This is a genomic window from Synechococcus sp. CC9902, assembly GCF_000012505.1.
Lineage (GTDB): Bacteria > Cyanobacteriota > Cyanobacteriia > PCC-6307 > Cyanobiaceae > Parasynechococcus.
In genome coordinates this window covers 1,927,025-1,950,549 of sequence record NC_007513.1, presented here as the reverse complement: position 1 = coordinate 1,950,549, position 23,525 = coordinate 1,927,025, and the positions used below count along the sequence as shown (strand labels likewise).

Sequence of the window (23,525 nt, the reverse complement as noted above, 5' to 3'; positions counted from 1 at the left end):
GTCGATTCATGGTGTGATGTCTCAGATCACGATCAAGCTCAGCGATAAGGCTGATGCTCTGATTGCTCAGCTTCAGAAGGAAATCTTCAACCGACGCCGCAAAAAGGTCACTGCTGCAGGGGTCGTTGAAACGCTTGTGGAGAGTGGAGCTAAGTCGCAATCCGACAAGAGGTTTGCCACGTCCTGGACCAACTTGATTAAAGACATCGAGAAGGCCGCCAAGTTGGCGTATGCCCATGGCAGCAAGCCCTCTACCCTCACCGATGAAGAGTGGGCGTTAGTGCTGAGTCATCGCAGCCGGTCAACTGCCTCTCGTTCGCGGAAGACGGTGAACAAGAAGCTTGCTACTAAGAAACCAGCACGTCGTACGCGGACGCGTAGCTCGTCTAAATCCGTGAAAAAAATGGCTGATTCGCCGTCTGCAACGCGCGATAAAGCTGTTGCATCGAAGGCTGGCTGACGTTCACCACAGGCTGCATTGGCCCTGTTGTCTGAGCAGATGATCTGCCAGCGTCAGGGCCACCATCGCTTCCACCATGGGTACGGCCCGAGGCAGTACGCAGGGGTCGTGACGCCCTTTTGCGGCCAGGGTTGTCGCATTGCCATCAGAGTCGATGGTCTGCTGTTCTTTGCGAATGGTGGCCGTTGGTTTGAATCCCACTCTGATCACGATCGGTTCTCCGTTGCTGATCCCGCCTTGGATGCCCCCGGAGTTGTTCGTGGCGGTATGGAGGCGGCCATCGTCTCCTGGGATGAAGGCGTCATTGTGTTCGCTGCCTTTTAAGAGGGTTCCACTAAACCCTGAGCCGATCTCAAATCCCTTCGTGGCTGGTAGCGACATCACCGCCTTGGCGAGATCGGCTTCCAATTTGTCGAAGACCGGCATCCCTAGTCCCACGGCAGGCTGCCTGACAACGCACTCGATCACTCCACCGCAGGAATCGCCTTCTCGGCCAATCGCCTCAATGCGCTCGATCATCTGGTTGGCCACGGAGGCTTCTGGACAGCGCACAATGTTGGCTTCAATGTCATTCATGGAAACCGTGGATGGGTCGATGCCATGGGCTTCGATTGTGTGAATCTGCTTCACCCACGCCAGGATTTCAGTTCCAGCTGCTTTACGCAAAAGTTGTTTGGCAATGGCGCCAGCCGCCACTCTGCCAATGGTTTCTCGGGCTGATGCTCGTCCGCCACCGCTACGGGCTTGGATGCCGTATTTGGATTGATAGGTGGCATCTGCATGGGAGGGTCGAAAGGCCACGGCCATGTCCGAGTAATCCCCGGGTCGCTGATCTTTATTACGCACCAACATGGCAATGGGGGTGCCCAGGGTGGTTTTTCCGTCCAGCAGGCCACTCAGAATCTCCACCTGATCGGCTTCTTTTCGGGGTGTGGTGATGTGACTTTGTCCTGGTTTGCGACGGTTGAGTTCTGCTTGGATTTCGTCTAAATCCAGTTCCAGCCTTGGCGGGCAGCCCTCCACAATCACACCAACGCCTCCGCCGTGGGATTCACCGAAGGTGCTGATGCGGAAGAGATCGCCGAAGCTGCTGCCCATGGCTGATAGTCGGTCAAATAGAGGCTACGAAGCCGTCGACTGCTCCGCTCACCTTGTGACGGCCTCAGATCAGTTCTGGATGGGGCAACACCGGACGTTTCGATTCCAACTGTTGCCGCAACATTTCAAAGTCGGCGAAGTCGAAACCTGGACCGACGCAGCAGCTCACCAAGGCGTAAGAGCCGTCGCATCGAGCTGCCTGCCAGCATCCACCAGGCACTACATGGAGTGGATTGTTCCTGTTCAGACTGGTCTCCTGCAGTCCTGAACCATCTGGCTTGCATTGGAACAGGTTGAGATCAGCGCCATCGATATGGATCCATGCTTCATCAGCGCCGACTACCCGATGCCAGCAACTGATTTCGTCTTTTGGTAGTAGGAACAAAATGGCGGTTAAACCAGGGCGTTTCGCCGCATCAGGCCGTTGGACGAGCGCTGTGCTGCGATGCAGTTCTCGATACCAACCTCCCTCTGGATGGCGTTTGAGCTGGTGTTGTTGGATGAGTCCCTCAAGGTTGTTCATCGCAATAGGGCACGCTCGCGCATGTTTTGAAGGTGTTGCCAAATTTGGGCGACCCAGAGGAAGACCCAACTCATGCCGACCAACCAAAACGGCTGGTCATGCCGGAAGACATCAAATAACAGAACCACCCGAGGTTGTTCAGAACGATTGACTGCGGAGTGGAGAAACGTGTCGTCCCAGAGGAATCCCTCGCCTTCCTGGAGGTAATACGTCACTCCATCGATCATCAGTTCACAGGATGTTGTTTCGTTCTCAAGCGTTTCCACATACAGGGGAAGGTGAAAACGCCACACTCCTTTGAACGGTCCTTTGTGTGGCCGCAATATTTTTCCAGGTGGGAACAGGCTTACTGCAGCAGACACCACATCGGGGTGCCGTTTTAAAAAAGATTTGAGCGTCGGGATGAGGTCTTGATTGGCCGGGTAGTTGTAGCCGTAGCCCCGTAGTGGCAGCATTCCCCAAGCTTTGCGATCAAATTCGTACAGGGTGCGTTGCTGCTCCATGATTTCGTGGTTGGCCGGTAGCCGACCTGAAAGCGCGATCTCCAAGGTTTCTCGACGAATGGCGTCGTAGCTCTGTAGGAGTTCCACATGGTTAGGAAACCCAAGAGCCTCGTCCACCACAGCAGGATTGTGGAGGGATTGTTCGTAACACCAACGGGCGATTTCTCGCCAAAAGCGATAGTGCCAAGGCCCCCAGCGGATAACACGTTCGATCGTCGACCGCTTTCGCTTTCGGCGCTGCTTTGGGGTTGTCGCGTCATCTGGCGAGGTGAGCATCGACCGAGCCTCTGTGATCCCTGGAGCTTTGCAGATCGGATTCACCTCAGCGTTTCTGCAGCATGGGTTTCAGGGCGGCCCATCCCCGTTGCAGGGTTGTCACCCATGGGTCGTTCCCCCGCCGTACGAGACGGGTGTGTGGATAAAGCGGTGATTGGTCGCCAATGTCTGGCCAGTTCGTAATCGAGCCGTTGTCGAGGATCACCACGCATGGCACACCCAAGACCCCAGCCATATGAGCGGTCGTGTTGCTAATCGTCAGCACCCCACGAACCTCACTGACTTGCTCAGCAAAACCATCGAGATCGTTGAGCTGATCGATGGGTCGCGAGCTCTGAATTCGTTGTTCGCTGAGTTCTTGGAGTTGGCGAATCCGAGCAGGCTTCTCCAGGTATTGGAGGGAACGGATGGGTTGACGAACGTTTTTGAGCAGGACTGACCAGTCTTCGATGCTTGGGAAGCTTTTGTTTTTTGACCGAGAGAACCAGCTAATGCCAATGCCACGACACTTTTGCTGTGGTTCTTTCTTCGAAATCAAGGGACGAAAATCAGCTTTGATTTGCTCTGCGTTGGCACCAAACCACAGGGCTAGGCGTTCCTGTGCCGCCATGTGCGTGATTCCATGAAGTGGTGGAGGTTGAGCTGGGTCCGTACACACCAAACCAGGAAAACTTCGCTCGAGGAGTGGCGCTAAACGTGGATCGACGAGGGCCGTCACCCGTTGGGTGTGGGCCTGGAGGTTGCCCAGATAGCGAAGAATGCGCAGTTCATCTCCCAAGTCACGAGACCTTGGCAGCACGAGCACTCCGTTACTGATTTCTTTAGGCCCTGGCCAGATCGGCAGGGTCTGAGTGGATGTTTTTTCAACTTTTTCAGCGAGAGCATTCCATGCCTCGGCGTAACAACCGGCGCGTTCAAACCGGTTGCCAAGAAAGCGCAGTTGCTCCCATTTGCCATCAAGAACCGCCGCCTTGGCTTGTTCCTGCATGGCGCATTTGAGAGCGTGATCCATGGGGTGGACGGCTTTGGTTTGAGCGTTCGTTCAGAAGTGTCTCGCGAAAACTCAGATCAATGTTGCTGTAGAGGCAGCAACAAAAAGCCCCCGCTGTGAGGCGGGGGCTTTGCGATTCAGTTGATCTGAATCGTTTTTGCTGTTCCAGAAGGAACAGGTTGATTCCAGATCAACCGATTGCAGGTGCTTGCAGTGCCACAGGTGTGGACTCAGCAGCTGCCAGGTCGAGGGGGAAGTTGTGAGCGTTGCGCTCGTGCATGACTTCCATGCCGAGGCCTGCACGGTTCAACACGTCGGCCCAGGTGTTCAGGACGCGGCCCTGACCATCAAGGATGGACTGGTTGAAGTTGAAGCCGTTCAGGTTGAAGGCCATGGTTGACACGCCAAGGGCGGTGAACCAGATGCCGACAACGGGCCAGGCAGCCAGGAAGAAGTGGAGGCTACGGCTGTTGTTGAAGGAGGCGTATTGGAAGATCAGGCGACCGAAGTAGCCGTGAGCAGCCACGATGTTGTACGTCTCTTCTTCTTGGCCGAATTTGTAGCCGTAGTTCTGGGACTCGCTTTCGGTGGTTTCACGCACCAAGGAGGAGGTCACCAGTGAGCCGTGCATGGCGGAGAACAAGCTGCCGCCGAAGACGCCTGCAACACCCAGCATGTGGAAGGGGTGCATCAGGATGTTGTGCTCAGCCTGGAACACCAACATGTAGTTGAAGGTTCCAGAGATGCCCAGGGGCATTGCATCAGAGAACGAACCCTGACCGAAGGGGTAGACGAGGAAGACTGCAGATGCAGCAGCGACAGGTGCGCTGTATGCAACACAGATCCAAGGGCGCATGCCCAAGCGGTAAGAGAGTTCCCACTCACGACCCATGTAGGCGTAGATGCCGATGAGGAAGTGGAAGACGACGAGCTGGAAAGGACCGCCGTTGTACAGCCACTCGTCGAGTGAAGCTGCTTCCCAGATGGGATAGAAGTGCAAGCCAATGGCGTTGCTGGAAGGAACAACAGCACCAGAGATGATGTTGTTGCCGTACATCAAGGAGCCAGCGACAGGCTCGCGGATGCCATCGATGTCAACCGGAGGAGCGGCGACGAATGCGATGACGAAGCAGATGGTGGCAGCCAACAGAGTTGGGATCATCAGCACACCGAACCAACCGACATACAGACGGTTGTTGGTGGAGGTGACCCACTCGCAGAAGGACTGCCAGCTAGAAGCGCCGGAGCGCTGCTGGATGGTGGTGGTCATGAGAACGGAAAGAAATGCCCCCGAGGGGACGGTTTATGGAAGGGACAGGAATCCCTGCCTCCCACCAATGTAAAGGAATATTGAGTTCTGTGATCATGGCTTTACGAAGCATTTGTAAAGAGGCGGGGCGCGCCACTAGCGGATGGGCTTGTTAGCGTCCCGGAAGCCCTGCAGCAGCTGCTTTGTCTCCACAACAGGAACGGGTGCTGCTGGTGCGGCTGCCGTGCAATCCAATTTTCCCGATCGGCCCCGTGTATTTGGCCGACCACCTGCACAAATGTTTTCCAGGGATGCCCCAGCGCATCCTTGATTTGGCGGCACTTCCTGTGCTGGATGTGCAGAGGGTTCTTCTGGCCACCGTGGATCAGTTTCGACCCACCTTGTTGGTGTTTTCCTGGCGGGATATTCAGATTTATGCCCCGGTTGATGGTCGCGGCGGTAACCCTCTTCAAAATTCCTTTGAGGTCTTTTATGCCCGCAATCCCCTAAAGCGCCTCCATGGTGCCCTTGGGGGTTTGCGCTTGATGACCAGCCATTACGGCGAGTTGCATCGCAATCAGTCGCTTGTTCGTCGTGGCCTGAAACGTGCGTGCCGCCATCATCCAGAAGCCCGTGCGGTGCTTGGCGGTGGTGCCGTCAGTGTCTTTTATGAGCAATTGAGTCGTTCCCTGCCGAAGGGAACGATTGTTTCTGTGGGAGAGGGAGAGCCGCTACTTGAAAAGCTTCTTCTGGGTCAGTCGCTCGAAGGCGAACGCTGCTTTCAAGTTGGTGAGCCCCCTCGCTCAGGACTAATCCATGAACAGCCTGAGAGTCGACCCAAAACGGCTTGCGATTATTCCTATATCGCTTCTATCTGGCCCCAACTTGATTGGTATTTAGAAGCTGGTGATTTCTACGTTGGCGTTCAAACCAAGCGTGGTTGCCCCCATAACTGCTGCTATTGCATTTATACCGTTGTGGAAGGAAAGCAGGTTCGATTGAATCCGGTTGATGAAGTTGTGGCTGAAATGCGCCAGCTTTATGACCGTGGCGTTCGTGGCTTTTGGTTCACCGATGCTCAATTTATTCCAGCACGTCGTTATATCGAAGATGCAAAAGAGCTGTTACGCGCGATTAAAGCTGAAGGACTGACTGGAATTCGTTGGGCTGCTTACATCCGCGCCGATAACCTCGATCCTGAGCTCGCTCAACTCATGGTTGAAACTGGGATGAGCTATTTCGAGATTGGTATTACGTCAGGTTCCCAAGAGTTGGTTCGCAAGATGCGAATGGGTTACAACCTCCGAACTGTTCTTGAGAGTTGTCGGATGTTGGCGGAGGCTGGCTTTAAAGATCACGTATCAGTCAATTATTCATTCAATGTGATCGACGAAAGGCCCGGAACTATCCGCCAAACCGTGGCGTATCACAGAGAATTAGAAAAGATTTTTGGTGCGGATCGAGTTGAGCCGGCAATTTTCTTTATTGGATTACAGCCTCATACGCATCTTGAACAATATGGCTTCGATCAAGGATTGATCAAACCCGGTTATAACCCTATGAGCATGATGCCCTGGACCGCTAGAAAATTGCTATGGAACCCTGAGCCGATGGGTAGTACATTCGGCCGCGTCTGTTTGGAAGCTTTTGATCAAAATGCGGCCGATTTTGGCCGCACTGTGATGAATATTCTTGAGCGAGATTATGGCATTTCTCCCTTGAAAGAAGCCTTAAGGGCACCTGTCTTGGGCAGAGCTGCAATCGCTGATGCGGTGAAATAGAGAGTTTCGATTCAGTAGTATTGATTGATATTGGCTAAATCTTATTCAATTTATTGTTTACTTTGTAATCTTCATTTAGGAATTGTTCGAGGAACTGTCTTTGTGCATCGCTGAATTGTCTGGCGGCACTAAATGCCCCTGATTTGTACCAGTGTTGATAATTTTGCTTGGTTTTTGGGATGGGTGTTGGTTCCCGTTTACCTATTTGTTTGAAAGTTGTTGTGATTGTATGAATGCATTGATTGAAGTCATTTTGGATTGTTTCAACATTGATTGTCGATATTGCTTGCTTAGGAAGATTGTCGATAATTTCTTCTGGTAGGTACCAGGAGATTCCTTTCGCCATGTGTCCATAGGCAAGGTGTTTGAATGTGGCCAATTCATGGGCCTCTATTTCCTTCCGCATCAAGCCATTGGTTAATTCTAGGGCGGAGAAGTATTGGCGATGTAATTGAATGATGTGGTCTGGACAATAGAATTGGCTTGATAAGAAAAATGTGTGGTAGTCCCAGTTGAAAGCAGATATCCAGCGATCCACAGGATTGCGAGTGCAAGTCACAATGTGGATTCGATCGGAATGCTTGTGGAGCAATGGAAGACTTTCTCTGATCAGCATATTGCTATCAAAAGTGTGATATTCGATGACTTCCACTTCGTTTGAGGTGAAGGTTTCTTCTAGTGCGGTGATGATTGATTCGCCTGCGCATTTCCCAACATGCACCACAAGTAGGATGATCTTGTTGGTGGATTTGAGCCGTTGTTCTAAATCTTCCAGAGTTGGATTAAAGTTAGGAAGAGATAGGTGATAATAGATATCGTATTCTCTGATTAAGTTCCGCTCATGCTTTGATAGTTTCTTAAATGTATTGAGTGGTTGGCTGAGGAGAGCTCGAAGAGTATTGCTCTGTATTTCTGCATCGATTGGGTTGTTGCATTCAATTTTAGATAGTGCAAGATCAATCTGTCTACATGAGAATAAATTGCTAATCCATTGCCGTTGATCATCATCTGTTGCATCGTTTGCTTTGGCGAGTTGTGTTGTAAGAACGAGGCTTCTTGATGTTTGTCCGGCTACTTTGAAGAGCTTGCTGGCCATTGCCGCGGCTTTCTTGGACTTGTTTCGTTGAATGAGTTGCTCGATGATTAAAATTGCCTCATTCCTTAGCCCTAGTTTCAGTAAGTCTTGGGCTGCTCGTTTATGCCCTTCGATGGAGTCTGGTTGATTTTCAATTAAGGCTTTTGCGTGATTGAGTGAGTGATTGTGTAGGTGTCTGGCTCGGTAGGCTTCGCTGGCAATGCTATGAAGATGAGGGTGGTTCGGCTTTGCTTTTAAGCCTCGTTCTGCGATAGAAGAAGCCTCGTTGGGTTTGTTGAGTTTTAGAAGGTTTTGTGCTGCCTTGAGGTATCCCATGTGCAGGCTTGGATGGAATTCAATAAGTTGATTTGCCAGTTCTAGTGATTGATCCCAGCGCTCTAGCGCTTGATAAGATTCGCTAGTTAATGCCAGGAGCTGTTGATTGTGTGGAGCTTCTTGTAATCCGCTAAGTGCCATTTGATTGGCATTAAAAGGTTGTTTCTGTTGCAGCAGGGCTTGTGCGTATCTGCTGTATCCATGCGGATTTCTTGGATGGTGTGTGATTAATTCTTGAGCATATTTAATGGCTTCATTGTTATTATTGAAACGAAGATGAGTGCTGGCAGCAATCTCGAGTAATTGGGCATTGTGCTCATCAATCTGTAGCCCTTCTTTGATGTGTTGGAGGGCTGAGTCGATTTTCGCTTCTTTATAGTTTTGGCGGGCTAATTGTATGGAAGCTTCGAGAGCTTGAAGTGGTTGGTTGGTTGAACTCATACCGATTGAATGGAGCTTGAGGTCTCCATTACGACCCCAATCTCTCTGGCTGGCTGATGCGCTGTACAGATGGCCATTGCCAGATCAGAAGCAGGCCTAAAGCTGTGATTGCAATAAGCCCACTGAGGGGATTGGGTTGTGCGGTTGGGTAGCCCACGAGAAACGCTGGTGCTTCAGAGAGGTCTAAGAGTCCTTGCGTTAAAAGAAACCAGCCACCGACAAGGCCTCCGTGCATTCCAACGCATCCCCAAAGGGATCCCTGGTCGTGATTTCTCTGTATGGCGAGCGTCATCCCGAGCAGGAAAAGACCTGTTAACAGTCCCAGCATGGGCATGACGCCAAGGTTGAAGCGGGTATGAACCACGCTGAAGACCAGTGCTTGGCCTACGACGGCACCGAACCGGCTAGTGAGGTGTTGGAGTTCTGTCCATAACCACGCCCTGAAAATTATTTCCTCGGCAATCCCCACCCCAAGGCAGAGGCTGAGCGCATTCATTGCGGTTGTCAGAGTCCAATCGCCTCGCCAGGTTCCCCAGCCACTTAGCAGGATTGGAATAACCAGTATTCCCAACAGTCCAACTGCCAGGCATAAACCGCGCCAAAGCGCTACGACGGGAACCTTCCACGCTTGGTTACGGGATGGAAGGATTCCCAAGGCAATCCAGCATTGTTTTCGTTGCCAGCGACGTTGCACCCAGTGGGGCATCACGACGAGGAACAATGAAAAACTGAGCAGCGTTCCAATAAGAGACACGCTGCTGTTGGGGATTCCCAGTGGAATGAGTGCTGATGCAATTAGCCAACCCAGTCCGTAAAGGACTGGCACAAGCAAAACCAGTGGTAGCCAGCGCGGACGAACCAGGAGACACCTGTCCAGTAGCGCTGAAATCAAGCTCAGTCCTCGGGTTCGATGGAACTCGTTAGACCCTTGGATTTCAAAGTTTCGCAGTAGAACTCAGCCGGTTCGATGTCGCAGACGATCACCAAGCCAACGCCGGTGTTGTGGGCTTCCAACATCACGGCCATTGCATCTTGTTCACTCAGCTGAGGAACCACTTGGCGCAATGTCGTCATGACGTACTCCATGCTGTTCACAGGGTCGTTGTGAAGCAGCACCTTGTATCGAGGTGAACGTTTCCGAACACGCTCAGGCGCCTTATCGAGAACCGCAGCCCCTCCTGGACTGCGGGTGGGTGTCTCCTCTGCCATCACTCGGCAACTCACTGGTTGAAATGTAAGGGAAATTTGATCACAGCTGATTCAAAGCGATTTGATTCTTGCCATGGCTTCATTGACATTCTTTCGACTGTTGAAAGCGGAAAGACGGAAATAGCCTTCGCCGGCCGCACCAAAACCGCTTCCCGGTGTTCCCACCACATTCGCCTTGTTGAGAAGGTGATCGAAGAATCCCCATGAGTCCATGCCATTTGGGGTTTTGATCCAAACGTAGGGCGCGTGTTCGCCGCCATAAATCTGGAGACCTAACGACGTGAGCTCCTGGCGAATGATTGATGCGTTCTCCATGTAGAAGCTCACCAGAGTCTTCACCTCGGCTTGGCCTGCCGTGGAGTAAACCGCTTCGGCACCGCGTTGAATGATGTAGCTGACGCCGTTGAACTTGGTGCTCTGACGACGGTTCCACAAGCCCCAAAGTTCCACAAGTTCTCCATTCGCTGCCGTCCCTTTCAAGCCTTTGGGAACAACGGTGAAAGCACAGCGAGTTCCGGTGAATCCCGCATTTTTCGAGAACGAGCGGAATTCGATCGCACACTCCCGAGCTCCTTCAATTTCAAAAATTGAATGCGGTATCTCTGGATCTTGAATGAACGCCTCGTAGGCGGCATCAAACAAAATCAGTGCGTTATGGCTGCGGGCGTAATCCACCCATGCTTTTAGTTGGGCCCTCGTTGCTACGGCACCTGTGGGGTTGTTCGGGAAGCAGAGGTAGATCAAATCCACCGGTTCGCTGGGGATTTCCGCTGAGAAGTTGTTGTCTGCGCTGATGGGTAGATAGGTGAGACCGGCGTAGCGCCCCTCGGCACCAGCATCACCGGTGCGGCCAGCCATCACATTGCTATCGACGTACACGGGGTAAACCGGGTCTGTCACAGCAACTCTGTTGCCTTCACCAAGGATGTCGAGGATGTTGCTGCTATCGCATTTCGAGCCATCGGAAACAAAAATTTCGTCGGCATTGATCTCGCACCCACGGGATTGGAAATCTTGCTGAGCGATTGCTTCTCTGAGCCAGGCATAACCCTGCTCTGGTCCGTAACCGTGAAATCCTTCCGCTGTTCCCATCGCGTCGATGGCTGTTTTCATCGCCTCGCGACAGGCCAGAGGCAGCGGTTCGGTGACATCGCCAATGCCGAGACGAATTAAAGCGGCTTCAGGGTTGGCAGCGCTGAAAGCTTTAACCCGTCGTCCGATCTCGGGGAAGAGATAGCCCGCCTTGAGCTTGAGGTAATTGCCGTTGACCTTCACCACGGACCGGAGGGGGTTTCTGTCGATGCATTTTGCCGTGTCGACAGCTCCATACGATGAAGGGAGGAGCGAGGTCATCGTTGTGGTCGTATCTGCTGTGGACCACCCAGTTGATTTTCACGCTCTGGTTGATCAAGGCATCAACAAGCCCGCCCGGTACATGGGGCACGAGTTGGGGGTGGTTCCTCGGGACTGGGACCAGGCTTCCGTGCGTTGGGCCTTGACCTATCCAGAAATTTATGAGGTTGGTTCCAGCAATCTGGGGCACATCATTTTGTATTCGATCCTCAATGCCGTTCCGGGTCAGTTGTGTGATCGCGCCTATTTACCTGCCCCAGATTTGGCGGAGCGCCTGCGGGAGCGTGAACAGCCGTTGTTTGCCGTCGAAAGTCGTCGTCCCTTATTGGCATTTGATGTTCTTGGTTTCAGCCTGAGCTACGAGCTAGGGGCCACCAACATTCTTGAAATGTTGGACCTGTGCCAGGTTCCGATCCGTGCGGCCGATCGTGCTGATTTGCCCCTCAATGATCCGGCTTCAGTTCCGTTGATTTTTGCGGGCGGTCCAACCGCCACCAGTAATCCAGAGCCCTATTCGCCTTTTTTCGACTTCATCGCTTTGGGGGATGGAGAGGAGCTACTCCCAGAGATTGGTTTGGTGGTGGCAGAGGCGAAATCCAAAGGATGGTCTCGTTCTCAGCTGTTAAGGGATTTGGCCCAGGTGCCAGGGGTTTATGTGCCATCGCTCTATGGCTTTGCCACTGATGGGGTGTCTCTAGAGCCCTTGCATTCAGAGTTGCCACCACGGGTGATTCGTCGCGTCGCGACACCGATGCCCCATTACGCCATGGGCCTCGTTCCCCACGTGGAAACGGTGCATGACCGACTCACGGTGGAAATTCGACGGGGCTGCACCCGAGGCTGTCGTTTTTGTCAGCCCGGAATGCTCACTCGCCCCGCAAGGGATGTGGAGCCTGAAGCGGTGATCGAGGCCGTCGAGACGGGGATGAAGCAGACGGGCTACAGCGATTTTTCGCTGCTTTCCTTGAGCTGCAGCGATTATTTGGCTTTGCCCGCCGTCGGCGTTGAGCTGCGGAATCGATTGGCCGATCAGAACGTCACCTTGCAGCTGCCCAGCCAACGGGTGGATCGTTTTGATGACGACATTGCCCACATTCTCGGCGGGACGCGCCAATCGGGGCTCACCTTTGCCCCAGAAGCTGGCACGCAGCGCTTGCGAGACATTGTGAATAAGGGCCTCACCGATGACGACCTTCTAAAAGGCATCCGTGTTGCGATGCAAAACGGTTACCGCAAAGTGAAGCTCTATTTCATGATCGGATTGCCCGGGGAGACGGACGCCGACGTTCTTGGAATTGTTGAAACTTGCACGATGTTGCAGCAGAGCTGCCGTGATTTGGGACGGCTCAATCTGAATATCACCATCAGCAATTTCACCCCGAAACCGCATACACCGTTCCAGTGGCACAGCGTTTCGACGGAAGAGTTTCAGCGCCGTCAAGAGCTCCTACGCGGAGCGTTTAAGCGTCTGCGCGGCTTCAAGGTGAATTTCACGGATGTGCGTCTTTCCGCAATGGAGGATTTTGTCGGCCGGGGCGACCGTCGCCTCGCCCCAGTGATTGAGGCTGCTTGGCGCGCTGGGGCCGGCATGGATGCATGGTTTGAATCGTTGGATCGCACCTACGCGGCTTGGACGGGTGCGATTTCAGAAGCAGGCCTTGAGGGGCGATATCGGGAGATGGAAGTTGGCAGTTGGAGCGCTGTAAATGCTTTGGATCGCAAAGATCTCGAAGTGTTTTGTCGCCAGCCCCTGCCTTGGGATCACATCGATACCGGGATCGATAAAACGTGGCTGATGGAGGACCTTCAACAGGCTTTGGCTGCTTCGGTTGTTCCCGATTGTTCATTCCATGGCTGCAGCAGTTGCGGAGTGTGTGGACCTGAGCTCGGTCACAACGTGGTGGTGCAAGCGCCTGTGGTGCCTTCGCAGGTACCCACGCAAGCACCACCCAGCGAACGGGTTTGCCGATTGCGCATTCAGTTTTCAAAAACGGGGTCGATGGCATTGCTCAGCCACCTCGATCTCATGCGGTTGTTGGAGAGAGCTTTACGTCGAAGTGGTCTCCCCATCAGCTTCACCGGTGGATTTCATCCCTTGCCCAGGGTGCAAATTGCTTTGGCGTTGCCTCTCGGGGCCGAAGCAGACAGTGAATGGATGGATATGGAATTCACCAAAGCCCTGGATCCCCTTCAACTGCAGCAGGGATTACAGCCACTTCTACCTCCAGGAATCACCTTGCTCTCAGTGGCTGAGGTGCCTGTAAGTGGCCCCAGTTTGTCCCAGGAGATTCGAGCCGCAGTGTGGAGCTTTGATGTGGAACTCAAAAGTGGCAGGACGATGGAATGGTCCTCTGCCATTGCCAATCTTCTGGCTGCAGAGGAGCTGATGTGGCACGACACAGATAAAAAAGGACGTCCTCGCTCCCGTGATTGTCGATCGGTGTTGCGTCGCCTCGATGTGGTGTCTGATCCAGGTGATTCTCGGTTGCGTTTGCGGCTAGAGGCGGACGTGGACTCCATGGGGCGAAGTTTGCGCCCATCTCAAATTCAGCATTGGTTGGAAGAGCAAGTGTCGGCGCCCATTGCCCTGCAGTCGTTGAAAAGGGATCGGTTAGAGCTTGCCCGGTGTTAAGTTGATTTCAGATAGCTAGTGCGATTACTGCACTGGTTGATCCTGGTCTTGCTGATCCTTCATTGGATATCGAGGTCCATGGCTCGCGAGCCGGTTCCACTAGAACCCCGAGCCCGTTTTCAGAGGAGTTTCGACTCCGCATCATTTCAGTCCTTCAAGGACGCTCCAATTCACCCAATAACCCGATGCAGGTTGCCGGCTGGCATCTGATCGGATCAGAGCCTCGAGTGGGCTCATGCCTGTTCTTTTATGTCCCAACAAATTGTCATCGCGGAGCAGCTGCGCATCGCTGCTGTGCTCTCCGATGAGCGAGTTGATGAGCTCATCGTCGCCCAAGGTCGTTATCAGATTGGCGATGTTTATTTAGGTACGGTTGAAAATGTTCTTCCGGGGATTGATGCCGCGTTTGTCAATATCGGCGAAAGTGAAAAAAATGGTTTTATTCATGTCACTGATCTTGGTCCGTTACGTCTAAGAAAAGGATCTGCCGGAATTACCGAATTGCTGGAACCTCGCCAGAAAGTTCTGGTGCAGGTGATGAAGGAGCCAACGGGTACCAAGGGGCCAAGACTCACCGGAAATCTCGCGCTCCCCGGCCGTTATTTGGTTCTTCAACCCCATGGGTTGGGGGTGAATATTTCCCGCAGGATTAGCGCCGAAGCGGAACGCAACAGGCTCAGAGCCCTAGGAGTTCTGATTAAGCCCCCAGGCGCTGGTTTGTTGATTCGAACGGAAGCAGAGGGCATTAGTGAAGAGCTTCTGATTGACGACTTAGAGGCGCTATTGCGTCAATGGGAGGCCATCCAACAAGCGGCAGAGACAGCCGTTCCGCCGGTGCTGTTGAATCGCGATGAGGACTTCATTCATCGCATTCTTCGCGATCACATGGGTCCAGACCTGGCGCGCGTCGTCGTTGATGAACCTGCAGCGGTTTCAAGGGTCGGGAGTTTCCTTGGCTCTGAGCTCGGAAACGTTGTGGTGGAGTGCCATGACGAGTCCACGGAACTGCTCGAGCACTACAAGATCAATGCCGCGATTCGTGATGCATTGAGACCCAGGGTGGATTTGCCCTCGGGTGGGTACGTGATCATCGAGCCCACGGAAGCACTCACCGTGATTGATGTGAACTCCGGCTCGTTTACCCGATCTGCCAATGCTCGGGAGACGGTGCTCTGGACCAACGTCGAGGCAGCGATCGAAATTGCAAGGCAGTTGAAACTGCGCAACATCGGCGGCGTGATCATTATCGATTTCATCGATATGGACTCCCGCCGTGATCAGCTCCAATTGTTGGAGCACTTCACAACGGCGACGCGGGATGACTCTGCTCGTCCACAAATTGCCCAACTCACCGAGCTGGGTCTTGTGGAACTCACCCGGAAGCGCCAGGGTCAAAACATCTATGAATTGTTCGGTCGTGCCTGCCCCAGTTGTGGTGGCCTTGGGCATGTGGCCGTTTTGCCTGGAAAAGATCTTTCACAGCCGTTGGCAGCTGAAACAGGTTTGGTTCGTTCGGTTGCATCGGCGCGTTCTGAAGTTGTCTCGCCTGCTGACACCGCTGCCAACAACAATCGACGTCGACGGGGCGGTCGTAGTCGAACCGCCACAGAAGGAGGATCCTCCTTTGTTGAACTCCCCACTGAAAGCGAAGCTCCACAGGTTTCCACGGAAGAGGCGCACGAGCCAGCAATTGCCAGGCGTCAAGATCCAGAGCTTGTTGCTGTGCCGATGACAGACGAACAGCAGGAGGTGTACAGCTGGCTTGGGTTGAATCCGGCCCTTCTGTTAGACGAACCACCCGAATCGGACAATGTTGTGGTGCGCGTTGTTCGTCCTGGCGAGGATGAGGCGGAGGTCCTTGAAGAAGCACGTCAGCAATTAGCGGCCAGTGCTGGACGCCGTCGCCGTCGCGGTAGTCGTGGTGCGGGGGGGCGAAGTGTGGTCCGTGCTGACTCGGCACCGCCCGAGCCCATACCCGTTTCTTTAAAGCCAGAGGCAGATCGCTCTCAGCAGCGTGAGGATGATCAGCCCCTAATGGTGGAGATCACGCCCTTGGAAAGTGTCTCTCCGGCTACCGTCGTTCTGGATCAAGAGCCCGTTGCTGAGGTCGTCGAGACCACGCAACCGGCGGAGGATGTTGAGGAGCCCCGTCGCCGTCGTCGGCGTTCTTCGGCCCCATCGTCTAGCTGATTGATGACGCGGCTGGAGGAAATCCCCAGTGGTTCTCGGGTTGCGGGTGTCGATGAAGTCGGCCGTGGTTGTTTGTTCGGTCCGGTGTTTGCTGCCGCCGTGGTTTTGGATGAGGTCGCAGAGCAACGGCTATGGCAAGCGGGGCTAACCGACAGTAAAAAATTGTCTGCGAAGCGGCGCGCAGGATTGGTGCCGTTGATTGAGCAACATTGTTTAACCAGGGGACTGGGTCAAGCATCGGCCCATGAAATTGATGCTGTGGGGATTCGAGGGGCGACAGAACGGGCGATGCTTCGCGCTCTACAGAAATTGGCGCATCCCCCAAATGTTGTTCTTGTTGATGGAAATCTTCCCCTTCGACTTTGGAGTGGGTCACAGCAAACTGTTGTGGGAGGCGACTCGCGCTCGGCCGCGATCGCTGCTGCCAGCGTGTTGGCGAAGGAAGCGCGTGATGCATTGATTCGGCGGTTGTCGGATCAATTTCCGGGCTATGGCCTTGAACGCCATGCTGGCTATGGCACGGCTCTGCATCAGAAAGCCTTGCTGGCCTTGGGTCCTACGTCCCTACATCGCCGAAGCTTTCTTCGACGGTTATTGGGTTAGTGCGTCGGATGGAACAGGTTTGCACCAGTCCTGAAAATCGCTGATGAGTTGCTTGCCAACGCGAGCCTTAATGCCAATCAAAATCCCGTTCAAGATCGACTCACCGGTGGATTCCAAGACACGGCGTGGAATCAAGCGGAGAAGCTGTGGTTGGCTCACTTCAACCGACAAGTGCGCATGGCCGCTCAATCCATGTTCATCGCTGATGAGCCTGGATTCCAGCGATAACTGGAAGTCGTCAACGAGGCCAAGACCCTCCAATTCGCAATCGACCGCCTTCATCACCAGCGTGTCGGATTCGGTTTCTATTTGCAGTGAGACGACCGGTTTCACCTGCAGTTGAAACACCTGCAGGCTGGTGACGAGATAGCGGTAGTGCCCGGGTCTGATCTTGGTGAGTTGCCGGGAATCAAGGAGTGCTCCAAGAACCCGTTCCTCTTGTTGCAGATAGTCCGGCAACCGTTCTGCGTGGCATCGGACTGGAAGGTCCAACTTCTGACTGGCTTCGAAGGCCAGGGACATGCGCATCACTTGACGCGGCATGATCCTATCGAGTCCATGCGGCCAGGCTTTCCATGCCAACACGTCTCGCTTACCTCGGCCCAACAGGGACCTATGGAGAGCAAGCCGCCCGCGCTTTGGTGCAACTCGAAGCGATGGGTGATGTTCAATTCGTTCCCTGTATTGGCTTGCGCGCCGTTGTTGAGCAGTTGGCAAGCGGGATGTGCGACGCGGCTGTGGTGCCGATTGAGAATTCTGTGGAGGGTGGTGTAACGGCCACCTTGGATGCGTTGTGGTCTCATCGCGACCTGTGTATTCGTCGCGCTCTGGTGTTGCCCATCCGTCATGCACTCTTGGGCCAAGGGGATTTGTCCGGGATTAATGAGGTGTTGTCTCATCCACAGGCTTTGGCCCAGTGCAGTGGTTGGTTGGCCAAGCATGTGCCGCAAGCATTGCAGCTCCCCACGTCCTCAACTGCGGAAGCTGCACGATTGGTGGTGGGGAGTCATTTCCGAGCCGCCATTGCTTCCAGGGTGGCCGGAATCGAACACGGCTTGGAGGAGTTGGCGTATCCGGTGAATGATGTGGCCGGAAATTGCACCCGCTTCCTCTTGCTGAAGCGTGGTGAACGTCGTGAACAAGGCTCGGTGGCCAGTGTGGCCTTCTCACTCCATCGAAATGCCCCAGGGGCCTTATTGGAGGCTCTCGCTTGTCTTGCGGATCGAGGACTGAACATGAGCCGCATTGAGTCGCGACCGTCGAAGCGTGAATTTGGTGAATACGTCTTTTTTGTCGATGTTGATCTTCCGAGCAATCGAGCAGAGGCTCTGCCTGAGTTGATCGCACAACTCGAGCCTTTTTGTGAGCACCTCTCCCATTTCGGTGCTTATCCGAGCACTGAACTCAGTGACGTTTCAACTTGAATACGCCGAATTGCATCAGTCCGGTGGCAAAAGCCCAATGCATCAAAAGGAGTGTTGGAGTTTCCCTTAAACCTTGAATAACCGCTTTGGGACCCAGTCCAAGCACAGCTTTTGGACGTCGCAGACCTTCCACGATTGAATCAATCCAGGAGGGGAGTGTGGCTTGGCTCCAATCACCTGTACTGATACCACCTTGGCCATATCGGCTGGTTTCAAGGTTTTGTTGAAATCCAGCGATGCTGGCGAACTCGGGATGGGCCCACTGATTAAGGAGCTGGCGCATCACCTTGCGTTCTGTTTTGGTCATGGCGCCATCAGACGGGTCTCGACGGTTCCAATCCGCTACGGCCAGCAAGCCACCGAGCTTCAGCACTCTGAGGAGTTCGTCGGCATATTGCTGCTTGTCTGGCATGTGAGGCCCTGCTTCCACGCTCCAAACCGCGTCGAAACTGTGGTCAGCTAGCTGCAAATCGAGGGCATCCATCACCTCGAAACGACAAGGAAGCCCTTGGGGTGTCAGCTCTGTGGCGCGAGCAATTTGTGCAGGGCTGATGCTGATTCCGACAACCTCCAAGTTGTAATCCCGGGCAAGGATGCGCGCACTGCCACCAATGCCACACCCCACATCGAGAACTTTCGAACCTGCCGGGAGCTGATCGAGCCCACTCCAACGCACGAGTTCATGAACGAACGCTGCTTTTGCTTCACGGAAATCCTGACGTCGTGGTGGATCGCCGTAGTGGCCGAGATGCACGTGGTCACCCCAAAGCCGTTCGAGCAAGCGGTCATCCGTCCAGGCGTCGTAAGCGGCAGCGACACTTTCCGATGATTGATATTTTCGATCACGTTTCAGCCAGAGCCAACAACTAAGGGCAGCTGTGGCACCAGTTAGCAGGAGTAGAGACGCCAGCATTACTTCAGGTCCATCAGAACGGTGCGTGCGGCCAGTTGCCGCCGGGTGTGATCAAGCATTTCGAACTGTCGATGAAGACGGTCGTGCGTGTCGGTGAGCTCGAGCAAGGTTTGTTGTTCAGCAGCAGCGCGATTATCCAAATGGGCGCCAATCCAAAAGGAGAGTTCTCGGGGCAGGTCGGGTAGGTCGTCGGGAAGTTCAACGTCTCGATTTTGTAACTTCGCCGTCAGAGTCACCACGTCGTTGAGCGCCCCACTCACTTGATCTCTCAAGCTTGTGAGCGATTCCATGTCTGCGACTGGCCCATCTTCAATCCAGCTCACCATTGCCGTTCTGTAGGGCGTGTCGCGAGTGATGTTCAGCAACCGAAAACGTTGCTGCCCGAGGGTTACGACGTAGCTCCGTCCGTCCTCACTGGTTTGGTGCTGAAGAACTTCCGCGCAGCAGCCAATGTCGGCCATTTCGCCGGTTTCAGGATCGATTCGGACAATGCCGAAGCGCTTATCGGACTCCAAAACAGATTGGAGCAACATCCGGTAGCGCGATTCAAAAATATGAAGGGGCAGAAGCTGTTGTGGGAACAACACGACGTCCGGCAGGGGGAACAGGGGAAGTTCCCTGACCGAATAATCAGACACGGACGCCGTGTTCAAGGATCCTCTAATCCTAGGAAGAGGTTGATCTGATCGAAGTGATCAGAGCTTCACTTCGATGTCTACACCACTGGGAAGATCCAGCTTCATCAACGCATCGATGGTTTTTGCCGATGGGCTGTAGATATCGATGATTCGACGGTGAGTCCTCGTTTCGAAGTGCTCCCGAGAGTCCTTATCAACGTGGGGAGAGCGCAAAACGCAATAGATCTTGCGTTTGGTTGGGAGAGGAATCGGACCGATCGCTGATGCAGCGGTGGTATCGGCCGTTTCGATGATTTTGTCGCAGGAGAGATCAAGCATTCGGCGGTCAAACGCTTTCAAGCGAATGCGGATCTTCTGCTGAGCAATTGCAGTGGACATAAGGAAAGCGGGAACAGGTTCCGGGAGGAGCCCTGAATTCAGTTGTCGAGGTTCGAAATCAATGTAAGGGATGGCAGGCCGGAGCCCACCATCCCGTTAAGGCATCAGTCGAAACTGATCATTCGATGATCTTGGACACCACACCAGCACCGATGGTGCGGCCGCCTTCACGGATTGCGAAGCGCATGCCCATTTCCATGGCCACTGGGCAGATCAGCTCACCGGTCATCTGGATGTTGTCACCAGGCATCACCATTTCCACGTTGGAGCCGTCTTCCGCTGTGAATGCGGTGATTTGGCCAGTCACGTCCGTTGTACGGATGTAGAACTGCGGGCGATAGCCAGCAAAGAAAGGAGTGTGGCGACCGCCTTCTTCTTTCTTCAAGACGTACACCTGACCTTCGAACTTGGTGTGAGGTGTGATGGAGCCAGGCTTCACCAACACCATGCCGCGCTCGATGTCTTCCTTCTGAATACCGCGAAGCAGGAGACCAACGTTGTCACCCGCCATGCCCTCATCGAGCAATTTGCGGAACATTTCCACACCAGTAACGGTGGTTTTACGGGGGTCGCGGATGCCGACTACTTCAACTTCTTCGCCAACTTTGACGATGCCACGCTCGATACGACCGGTAGCAACCGTGCCTCGGCCCGTGATGGAGAACACATCTTCAATAGCCATCAAGAACGGCTTATCGACTTCGCGCTCGGGCTCGGGGATGCTTGCATCCACAGCGTCCATTAACTCATCGATCTTGGCTTCCCACTCAGCTTCTCCCTCAATGGCTTTCAAGCCAGAGACCTGGATAACGGGAATGTCGTCGCCGGGGAAGTCGTAGCTGGACAGCAGCTCACGAATTTCCATTTCCACCAACTCGATGATCTCTTCGTCATCGACCATGTCGCACTTGTTTAAAGCAACAACCAGTGCGGGCACGCCAACTTGCTTAGCTAGGAGGATGTGCTCCTTGGTTTGCGCCATCGGGCCATCTGTGGCGGCACAAACCAGGATTGCGCCATCCATTTGGGCAGCACCCGTGATCATGTTTTTCACATAATCAGCGTGTCCAGGGCAGTCAACGTGGGCGTAGTGACGCTTTTCGGTTTCGTACTCAACGTGGGCAGTGTTGATGGTGATACCGCGCTCGCGCTCCTCTGGAGCACCGTCAATATCGGCATAGTTTTGAACCTGCGCTTGCCCTTTCTTGGCGAGCACATTGGTGATAGCTGCAGTCAGCGTGGTTTTGCCGTGGTCAACGTGGCCGATGGTGCCGATGTTGACGTGGGGCTTGTTCCTTTCGAACTTCTCGCGTGCCATTTGAATTAAAGAATCGAGGGTTGGATTAAAGGATTGTAGAGATCAGGAATTGCCCTGATTCTTGGAGATGATGGCTTCGGCCACATTGCGAGGAACATCCTCATAGTGGCTGAACTCCATTGAGAAAATACCCCGACCCTGAGTCATGGATCGGAGTTCGGTGGCGTAGCCGAACATCTCGGCCAGGGGCACCTTGGCCGAGACTTTTGACGTGCCATCGTCAATTGCCTGACCTTCGACCTGTCCTCGTCGGGAGGATAGGTCGCCGATGACGGAGCCAAGGAAATCCTCGGGGACTTCGACCTCCACCTTCATCATCGGTTCAAGAAGAACAGGGTTGCACTTCCTGACCGCATCTTTGAAGGCCATCGAGCCTGCAATTTTGAAGGCCATTTCAGATGAGTCCACATCGTGGTAAGACCCATCAACCATGCTGACTTTGACGTCGATTAGGGGGAATCCAGCGATCACACCTGATTCGCAGGTTTCCTTCATCCCTTGCTCGGAAGGTTTGATGAATTCCTTCGGAACAATGCCACCAACAATTTTGTTTACGAACACGAATCCGGATTCGGGTTCGCCGGGCTCCATTTCGATCACAACGTGACCGTATTGGCCCTTACCACCCGTTTGCCGGGAGAACTTGCCTTCACCTTTGGAAGAACCACGAATGGTTTCTCTGTACGACACCTGAGGGGCGCCGATGTTGGCTTCAACCTTGAATTCACGCATCATTCTGTCCACCAGGATCTCCAGGTGAAGCTCACCCATGCCAGCAATCACGGTCTGGCCAGTTTCTTGATCCGTGCGAACCCGGAACGTGGGATCTTCTTCCGCCAAAGACACCAGGGCTTTGGAGAGTTTCTCCATATCACCTTTGGTCTTGGGCTCAACCGCCACGGAAATCACCGGTTCTGGGACGAACAACGTCTCGAGAACAATGGGTTCATCGGCTGAGCAAAGCGTGTCGCCGGTCGTGGTGTTTTTCAGGCCCAGCACGGCACCAAGATCGCCAGCCTGGAGTTGATCCACTTCTTCGCGATCGTCGGCTTTAAGCACAACCAAACGCGAGATGCGCTCTTTGATCCCCTTCGTGGAGTTCATCACGTAACTGCCCTTTTCAAGGACACCCGAATACATCCGAACGAAGGTGAGCTTGCCGTAGGGATCAGCCATCACTTTGAAGGCCAAGGCACTGAATGGAGCTTTGTCGTCTGAAGGACGCACAGCTTCTGTGCCATCGGGAAGAATTCCCTGAATCGGAGGCACATCAATGGGGGCTGGCAGGTAGTCGACGACAGCGTCGAGCACCAGCTGTACACCCTTGTTTTTAAAGGCTGAACCACAAAGCACAGGAACTAAACCGTGCTTCACCACGCCAGTGCGGATCCCCTGCTTGAGCTCATCGTTGGAGAGCTCGCCGGTATCTAGAAATTTTTCAATCAGCGCTTCATCTGTCTCAGCAACTTTCTCCATTAAGAAAGCGCGCCATTCCTCAACCTGGTCTTTCATCGCTTCAGGCACATCGGTGATTTCGATGTCTTGCCCGAGGTCGTCCTTATAAATGTGCGCTTTGTTCTCGACGAGGTCGATGATGCCGCTCAACTCACCTTCAGCACCGATTGGGAGCTGAATCGGCACGGCATTGGCCTTCAAACGATCCTGGATTTGTCCGTGAACCTTGAGGAAGTCCGCACCAGTGCGGTCCATTTTGTTCACAAACACCATCCGAGGAACGGAATAGCGATCGGCCTGTCTCCAGACTGTTTCCGATTGGGGCTGAACACCGCCGACGGCGCAGAACACTGCGATCACTCCGTCGAGAACACGCATGGAGCGTTCAACTTCGATGGTGAAGTCGACGTGTCCGGGGGTGTCGATGATGTTCACACGGTGGTCTTTCCAGCTCGTGGAAATGGCCGCTGCCGTGATCGTGATTCCTCTCTCCCGCTCCTGGGCCATCCAGTCGGTGACGGCAGCACCGTCATGCACCTCGCCGATTTTGTGCACCACGCCTGAATAGAACAAAATCCGTTCTGTCGTGGTGGTTTTGCCGGCATCAATGTGCGCAGCGATACCAATATTTCTGACGCGTTCCAGGGGAAAGGCGCGGGCCACAGGAGTACTCCGGGGG

21 protein-coding genes are annotated in these 23,525 nt (G+C 53.9%); 6 read left to right on the top strand and 15 right to left on the bottom strand.

All coding sequences use genetic code 11. The features are described 5' to 3' along the window. Positions 1-16 precede the first annotated feature (16 nt). Positions 17-460: a hypothetical protein gene (locus tag SYNCC9902_RS10335; RefSeq protein WP_011360787.1), complete on the top strand. Its 444-nt coding sequence runs from the start codon at positions 17-19 to the stop codon at positions 458-460. A 3-nt stretch (positions 461-463) separates the two neighbouring features. Here the strand turns inward: SYNCC9902_RS10335 and aroC are convergent, their stop codons facing one another. From aroC to psbA, 5 genes are all read right to left on the bottom strand, one after another. Then, on the bottom strand, positions 464-1,558 hold the full coding sequence (gene aroC, locus SYNCC9902_RS10330) for a chorismate synthase (protein WP_011360786.1): 1,095 nt from the start codon (positions 1,556-1,558) through the stop codon (positions 464-466). Positions 1,559-1,622: 64 nt separating this feature from the next. Then, positions 1,623-2,081: a cupin domain-containing protein gene (locus SYNCC9902_RS10325; protein ID WP_011360785.1), complete on the bottom strand. Its 459-nt coding sequence runs from the start codon at positions 2,079-2,081 to the stop codon at positions 1,623-1,625. After that, positions 2,078-2,860 carry an aspartyl/asparaginyl beta-hydroxylase domain-containing protein gene (locus SYNCC9902_RS10320; RefSeq protein WP_011360784.1) on the bottom strand — a complete coding sequence of 261 codons (783 nt, stop codon included), beginning with the start codon at positions 2,858-2,860 and terminating at the stop codon, positions 2,078-2,080. The genes SYNCC9902_RS10325 and SYNCC9902_RS10320 overlap by 4 nt, the downstream gene beginning before the upstream one ends. Positions 2,861-2,906: 46 nt before the next feature. After that, complete coding sequence (locus SYNCC9902_RS10315) at positions 2,907-3,872, bottom strand: hypothetical protein (protein ID WP_011360783.1); 966 nt, start codon at positions 3,870-3,872, stop codon at positions 2,907-2,909. A gap of 169 nt (positions 3,873-4,041) precedes the next feature. Then, positions 4,042-5,121 carry a photosystem II q(b) protein gene (psbA, locus tag SYNCC9902_RS10310; RefSeq protein WP_009788850.1) on the bottom strand — a complete coding sequence of 360 codons (1,080 nt, stop codon included), beginning with the start codon at positions 5,119-5,121 and terminating at the stop codon, positions 4,042-4,044. A 182-nt stretch (positions 5,122-5,303) separates the two neighbouring features. On the opposite strand from psbA, the gene SYNCC9902_RS10305 reads away from it, so the two are divergent. After that, positions 5,304-6,881 carry a photosystem II high light acclimation radical SAM protein gene (locus SYNCC9902_RS10305; protein ID WP_041425201.1) on the top strand — a complete coding sequence of 526 codons (1,578 nt, stop codon included), beginning with the start codon at positions 5,304-5,306 and terminating at the stop codon, positions 6,879-6,881. A 34-nt stretch (positions 6,882-6,915) separates the two neighbouring features. Here SYNCC9902_RS10305 and SYNCC9902_RS11810 read toward each other — a convergent pair whose 3' ends face one another. The 4 genes from SYNCC9902_RS11810 to SYNCC9902_RS10285 are packed head-to-tail and all read right to left on the bottom strand — an operon-like array spanning position 6,916 to position 11,220. Then, positions 6,916-8,733, bottom strand: a complete 1,818-nt coding sequence (locus SYNCC9902_RS11810; protein ID WP_011360781.1) for a tetratricopeptide repeat protein — start codon at positions 8,731-8,733, stop codon at positions 6,916-6,918. A gap of 28 nt (positions 8,734-8,761) precedes the next feature. Beyond that, positions 8,762-9,625 carry a CPBP family intramembrane glutamic endopeptidase gene (locus tag SYNCC9902_RS10295; protein WP_011360780.1) on the bottom strand — a complete coding sequence of 288 codons (864 nt, stop codon included), beginning with the start codon at positions 9,623-9,625 and terminating at the stop codon, positions 8,762-8,764. A 2-nt stretch (positions 9,626-9,627) separates the two neighbouring features. Then, positions 9,628-9,942 carry an ATP-dependent Clp protease adapter ClpS gene (gene clpS / locus SYNCC9902_RS10290; RefSeq protein ID WP_011360779.1) on the bottom strand — a complete coding sequence of 105 codons (315 nt, stop codon included), beginning with the start codon at positions 9,940-9,942 and terminating at the stop codon, positions 9,628-9,630. A 51-nt stretch (positions 9,943-9,993) separates the two neighbouring features. After that, positions 9,994-11,220, bottom strand: coding sequence for an LL-diaminopimelate aminotransferase (locus SYNCC9902_RS10285; protein ID WP_011360778.1), 1,227 nt, complete (start codon positions 11,218-11,220; stop codon positions 9,994-9,996). Between the two features lie 22 nt (positions 11,221-11,242). On the opposite strand from SYNCC9902_RS10285, the gene SYNCC9902_RS10280 reads away from it, so the two are divergent. The 3 genes from SYNCC9902_RS10280 to SYNCC9902_RS10270 all read left to right on the top strand — a co-directional run bounded on the left by SYNCC9902_RS10280 (position 11,243) and on the right by SYNCC9902_RS10270 (position 16,720). Beyond that, positions 11,243-13,927, top strand: coding sequence for a TIGR03960 family B12-binding radical SAM protein (locus SYNCC9902_RS10280; protein ID WP_011360777.1), 2,685 nt, complete (start codon positions 11,243-11,245; stop codon positions 13,925-13,927). A gap of 249 nt (positions 13,928-14,176) precedes the next feature. Continuing rightward, positions 14,177-16,117, top strand: a complete 1,941-nt coding sequence (locus SYNCC9902_RS10275; protein WP_011360776.1) for an Rne/Rng family ribonuclease — start codon at positions 14,177-14,179, stop codon at positions 16,115-16,117. Positions 16,118-16,120: 3 nt separating this feature from the next. Next, entirely contained in the window at positions 16,121-16,720 is a 600-nt protein-coding gene (locus SYNCC9902_RS10270) for a ribonuclease HII (protein WP_011360775.1), read from the top strand. Here the strand turns inward: SYNCC9902_RS10270 and SYNCC9902_RS10265 are convergent. Then, positions 16,709-17,263 (bottom strand): DUF1997 domain-containing protein, encoded by a 555-nt coding sequence (locus SYNCC9902_RS10265; RefSeq protein WP_041425200.1) that lies wholly within the window; start codon positions 17,261-17,263, stop codon positions 16,709-16,711. The two genes, SYNCC9902_RS10270 and SYNCC9902_RS10265, sit on opposite strands and share 12 nt — an antisense overlap. A gap of 32 nt (positions 17,264-17,295) precedes the next feature. On the opposite strand from SYNCC9902_RS10265, the gene pheA reads away from it, so the two are divergent. Beyond that, a complete protein-coding gene (gene pheA, locus SYNCC9902_RS10260) occupies positions 17,296-18,144 on the top strand; it encodes a prephenate dehydratase (RefSeq protein ID WP_011360773.1) in 849 nt (282 codons plus the stop codon). Here the strand turns inward: pheA and SYNCC9902_RS10255 are convergent. The 5 genes from SYNCC9902_RS10255 to fusA all read right to left on the bottom strand — a co-directional run bounded on the left by SYNCC9902_RS10255 (position 18,125) and on the right by fusA (position 23,509). Further along, positions 18,125-19,057, bottom strand: a complete 933-nt coding sequence (locus SYNCC9902_RS10255; RefSeq protein ID WP_011360772.1) for a methyltransferase domain-containing protein — start codon at positions 19,055-19,057, stop codon at positions 18,125-18,127. The two genes, pheA and SYNCC9902_RS10255, sit on opposite strands and share 20 nt — an antisense overlap. Next, entirely contained in the window at positions 19,057-19,695 is a 639-nt protein-coding gene (locus SYNCC9902_RS10250; protein WP_041425199.1) for an LON peptidase substrate-binding domain-containing protein, read from the bottom strand. Before SYNCC9902_RS10250 ends, SYNCC9902_RS10255 begins: the two co-directional genes overlap by 1 nt. 57 nt (positions 19,696-19,752) lie before the next feature. Continuing rightward, positions 19,753-20,073: a 30S ribosomal protein S10 gene (gene rpsJ / locus SYNCC9902_RS10245; RefSeq protein ID WP_009788866.1), complete on the bottom strand. Its 321-nt coding sequence runs from the start codon at positions 20,071-20,073 to the stop codon at positions 19,753-19,755. A gap of 118 nt (positions 20,074-20,191) precedes the next feature. Next, positions 20,192-21,391 carry an elongation factor Tu gene (gene tuf, locus SYNCC9902_RS10240; protein ID WP_011360770.1) on the bottom strand — a complete coding sequence of 400 codons (1,200 nt, stop codon included), beginning with the start codon at positions 21,389-21,391 and terminating at the stop codon, positions 20,192-20,194. 42 nt (positions 21,392-21,433) lie between these two features. After that, on the bottom strand, positions 21,434-23,509 hold the full coding sequence (gene fusA / locus SYNCC9902_RS10235) for an elongation factor G (RefSeq protein WP_011360769.1): 2,076 nt from the start codon (positions 23,507-23,509) through the stop codon (positions 21,434-21,436). Positions 23,510-23,525: the final 16 nt, after the last annotated feature.

What these genes read in the sequence shown, in the direction of transcription:
- SYNCC9902_RS10335 (WP_011360787.1), top strand. Translation starts at nt 17, where the DNA reads ATGTCTCAGATCACGATCAAGCTCAGCGATAAGGCTGATGCTCTGATT.
- aroC (WP_011360786.1), bottom strand. Translation starts at nt 1,558, where the DNA reads ATGGGCAGCAGCTTCGGCGATCTCTTCCGCATCAGCACCTTCGGTGAA.
- SYNCC9902_RS10325 (WP_011360785.1), bottom strand. Translation starts at nt 2,081, where the DNA reads ATGAACAACCTTGAGGGACTCATCCAACAACACCAGCTCAAACGCCAT.
- SYNCC9902_RS10320 (WP_011360784.1), bottom strand. Translation starts at nt 2,860, where the DNA reads ATGCTCACCTCGCCAGATGACGCGACAACCCCAAAGCAGCGCCGAAAG.
- SYNCC9902_RS10315 (WP_011360783.1), bottom strand. Translation starts at nt 3,872, where the DNA reads ATGGATCACGCTCTCAAATGCGCCATGCAGGAACAAGCCAAGGCGGCG.
- psbA (WP_009788850.1), bottom strand. Translation starts at nt 5,121, where the DNA reads ATGACCACCACCATCCAGCAGCGCTCCGGCGCTTCTAGCTGGCAGTCC.
- SYNCC9902_RS11810 (WP_011360781.1), bottom strand. Translation starts at nt 8,733, where the DNA reads ATGAGTTCAACCAACCAACCACTTCAAGCTCTCGAAGCTTCCATACAA.
- clpS (WP_011360779.1), bottom strand. Translation starts at nt 9,942, where the DNA reads ATGGCAGAGGAGACACCCACCCGCAGTCCAGGAGGGGCTGCGGTTCTC.
- SYNCC9902_RS10280 (WP_011360777.1), top strand. Translation starts at nt 11,243, where the DNA reads ATGCATTTTGCCGTGTCGACAGCTCCATACGATGAAGGGAGGAGCGAG.
- SYNCC9902_RS10275 (WP_011360776.1), top strand. Translation starts at nt 14,177, where the DNA reads ATGTCCCAACAAATTGTCATCGCGGAGCAGCTGCGCATCGCTGCTGTG.
- SYNCC9902_RS10270 (WP_011360775.1), top strand. Translation starts at nt 16,121, where the DNA reads ATGACGCGGCTGGAGGAAATCCCCAGTGGTTCTCGGGTTGCGGGTGTC.
- SYNCC9902_RS10265 (WP_041425200.1), bottom strand. Translation starts at nt 17,263, where the DNA reads ATGCCGCGTCAAGTGATGCGCATGTCCCTGGCCTTCGAAGCCAGTCAG.
- pheA (WP_011360773.1), top strand. Translation starts at nt 17,296, where the DNA reads ATGCCAACACGTCTCGCTTACCTCGGCCCAACAGGGACCTATGGAGAG.
- SYNCC9902_RS10255 (WP_011360772.1), bottom strand. Translation starts at nt 19,057, where the DNA reads ATGCTGGCGTCTCTACTCCTGCTAACTGGTGCCACAGCTGCCCTTAGT.
- rpsJ (WP_009788866.1), bottom strand. Translation starts at nt 20,073, where the DNA reads ATGTCCACTGCAATTGCTCAGCAGAAGATCCGCATTCGCTTGAAAGCG.
- tuf (WP_011360770.1), bottom strand. Translation starts at nt 21,391, where the DNA reads ATGGCACGCGAGAAGTTCGAAAGGAACAAGCCCCACGTCAACATCGGC.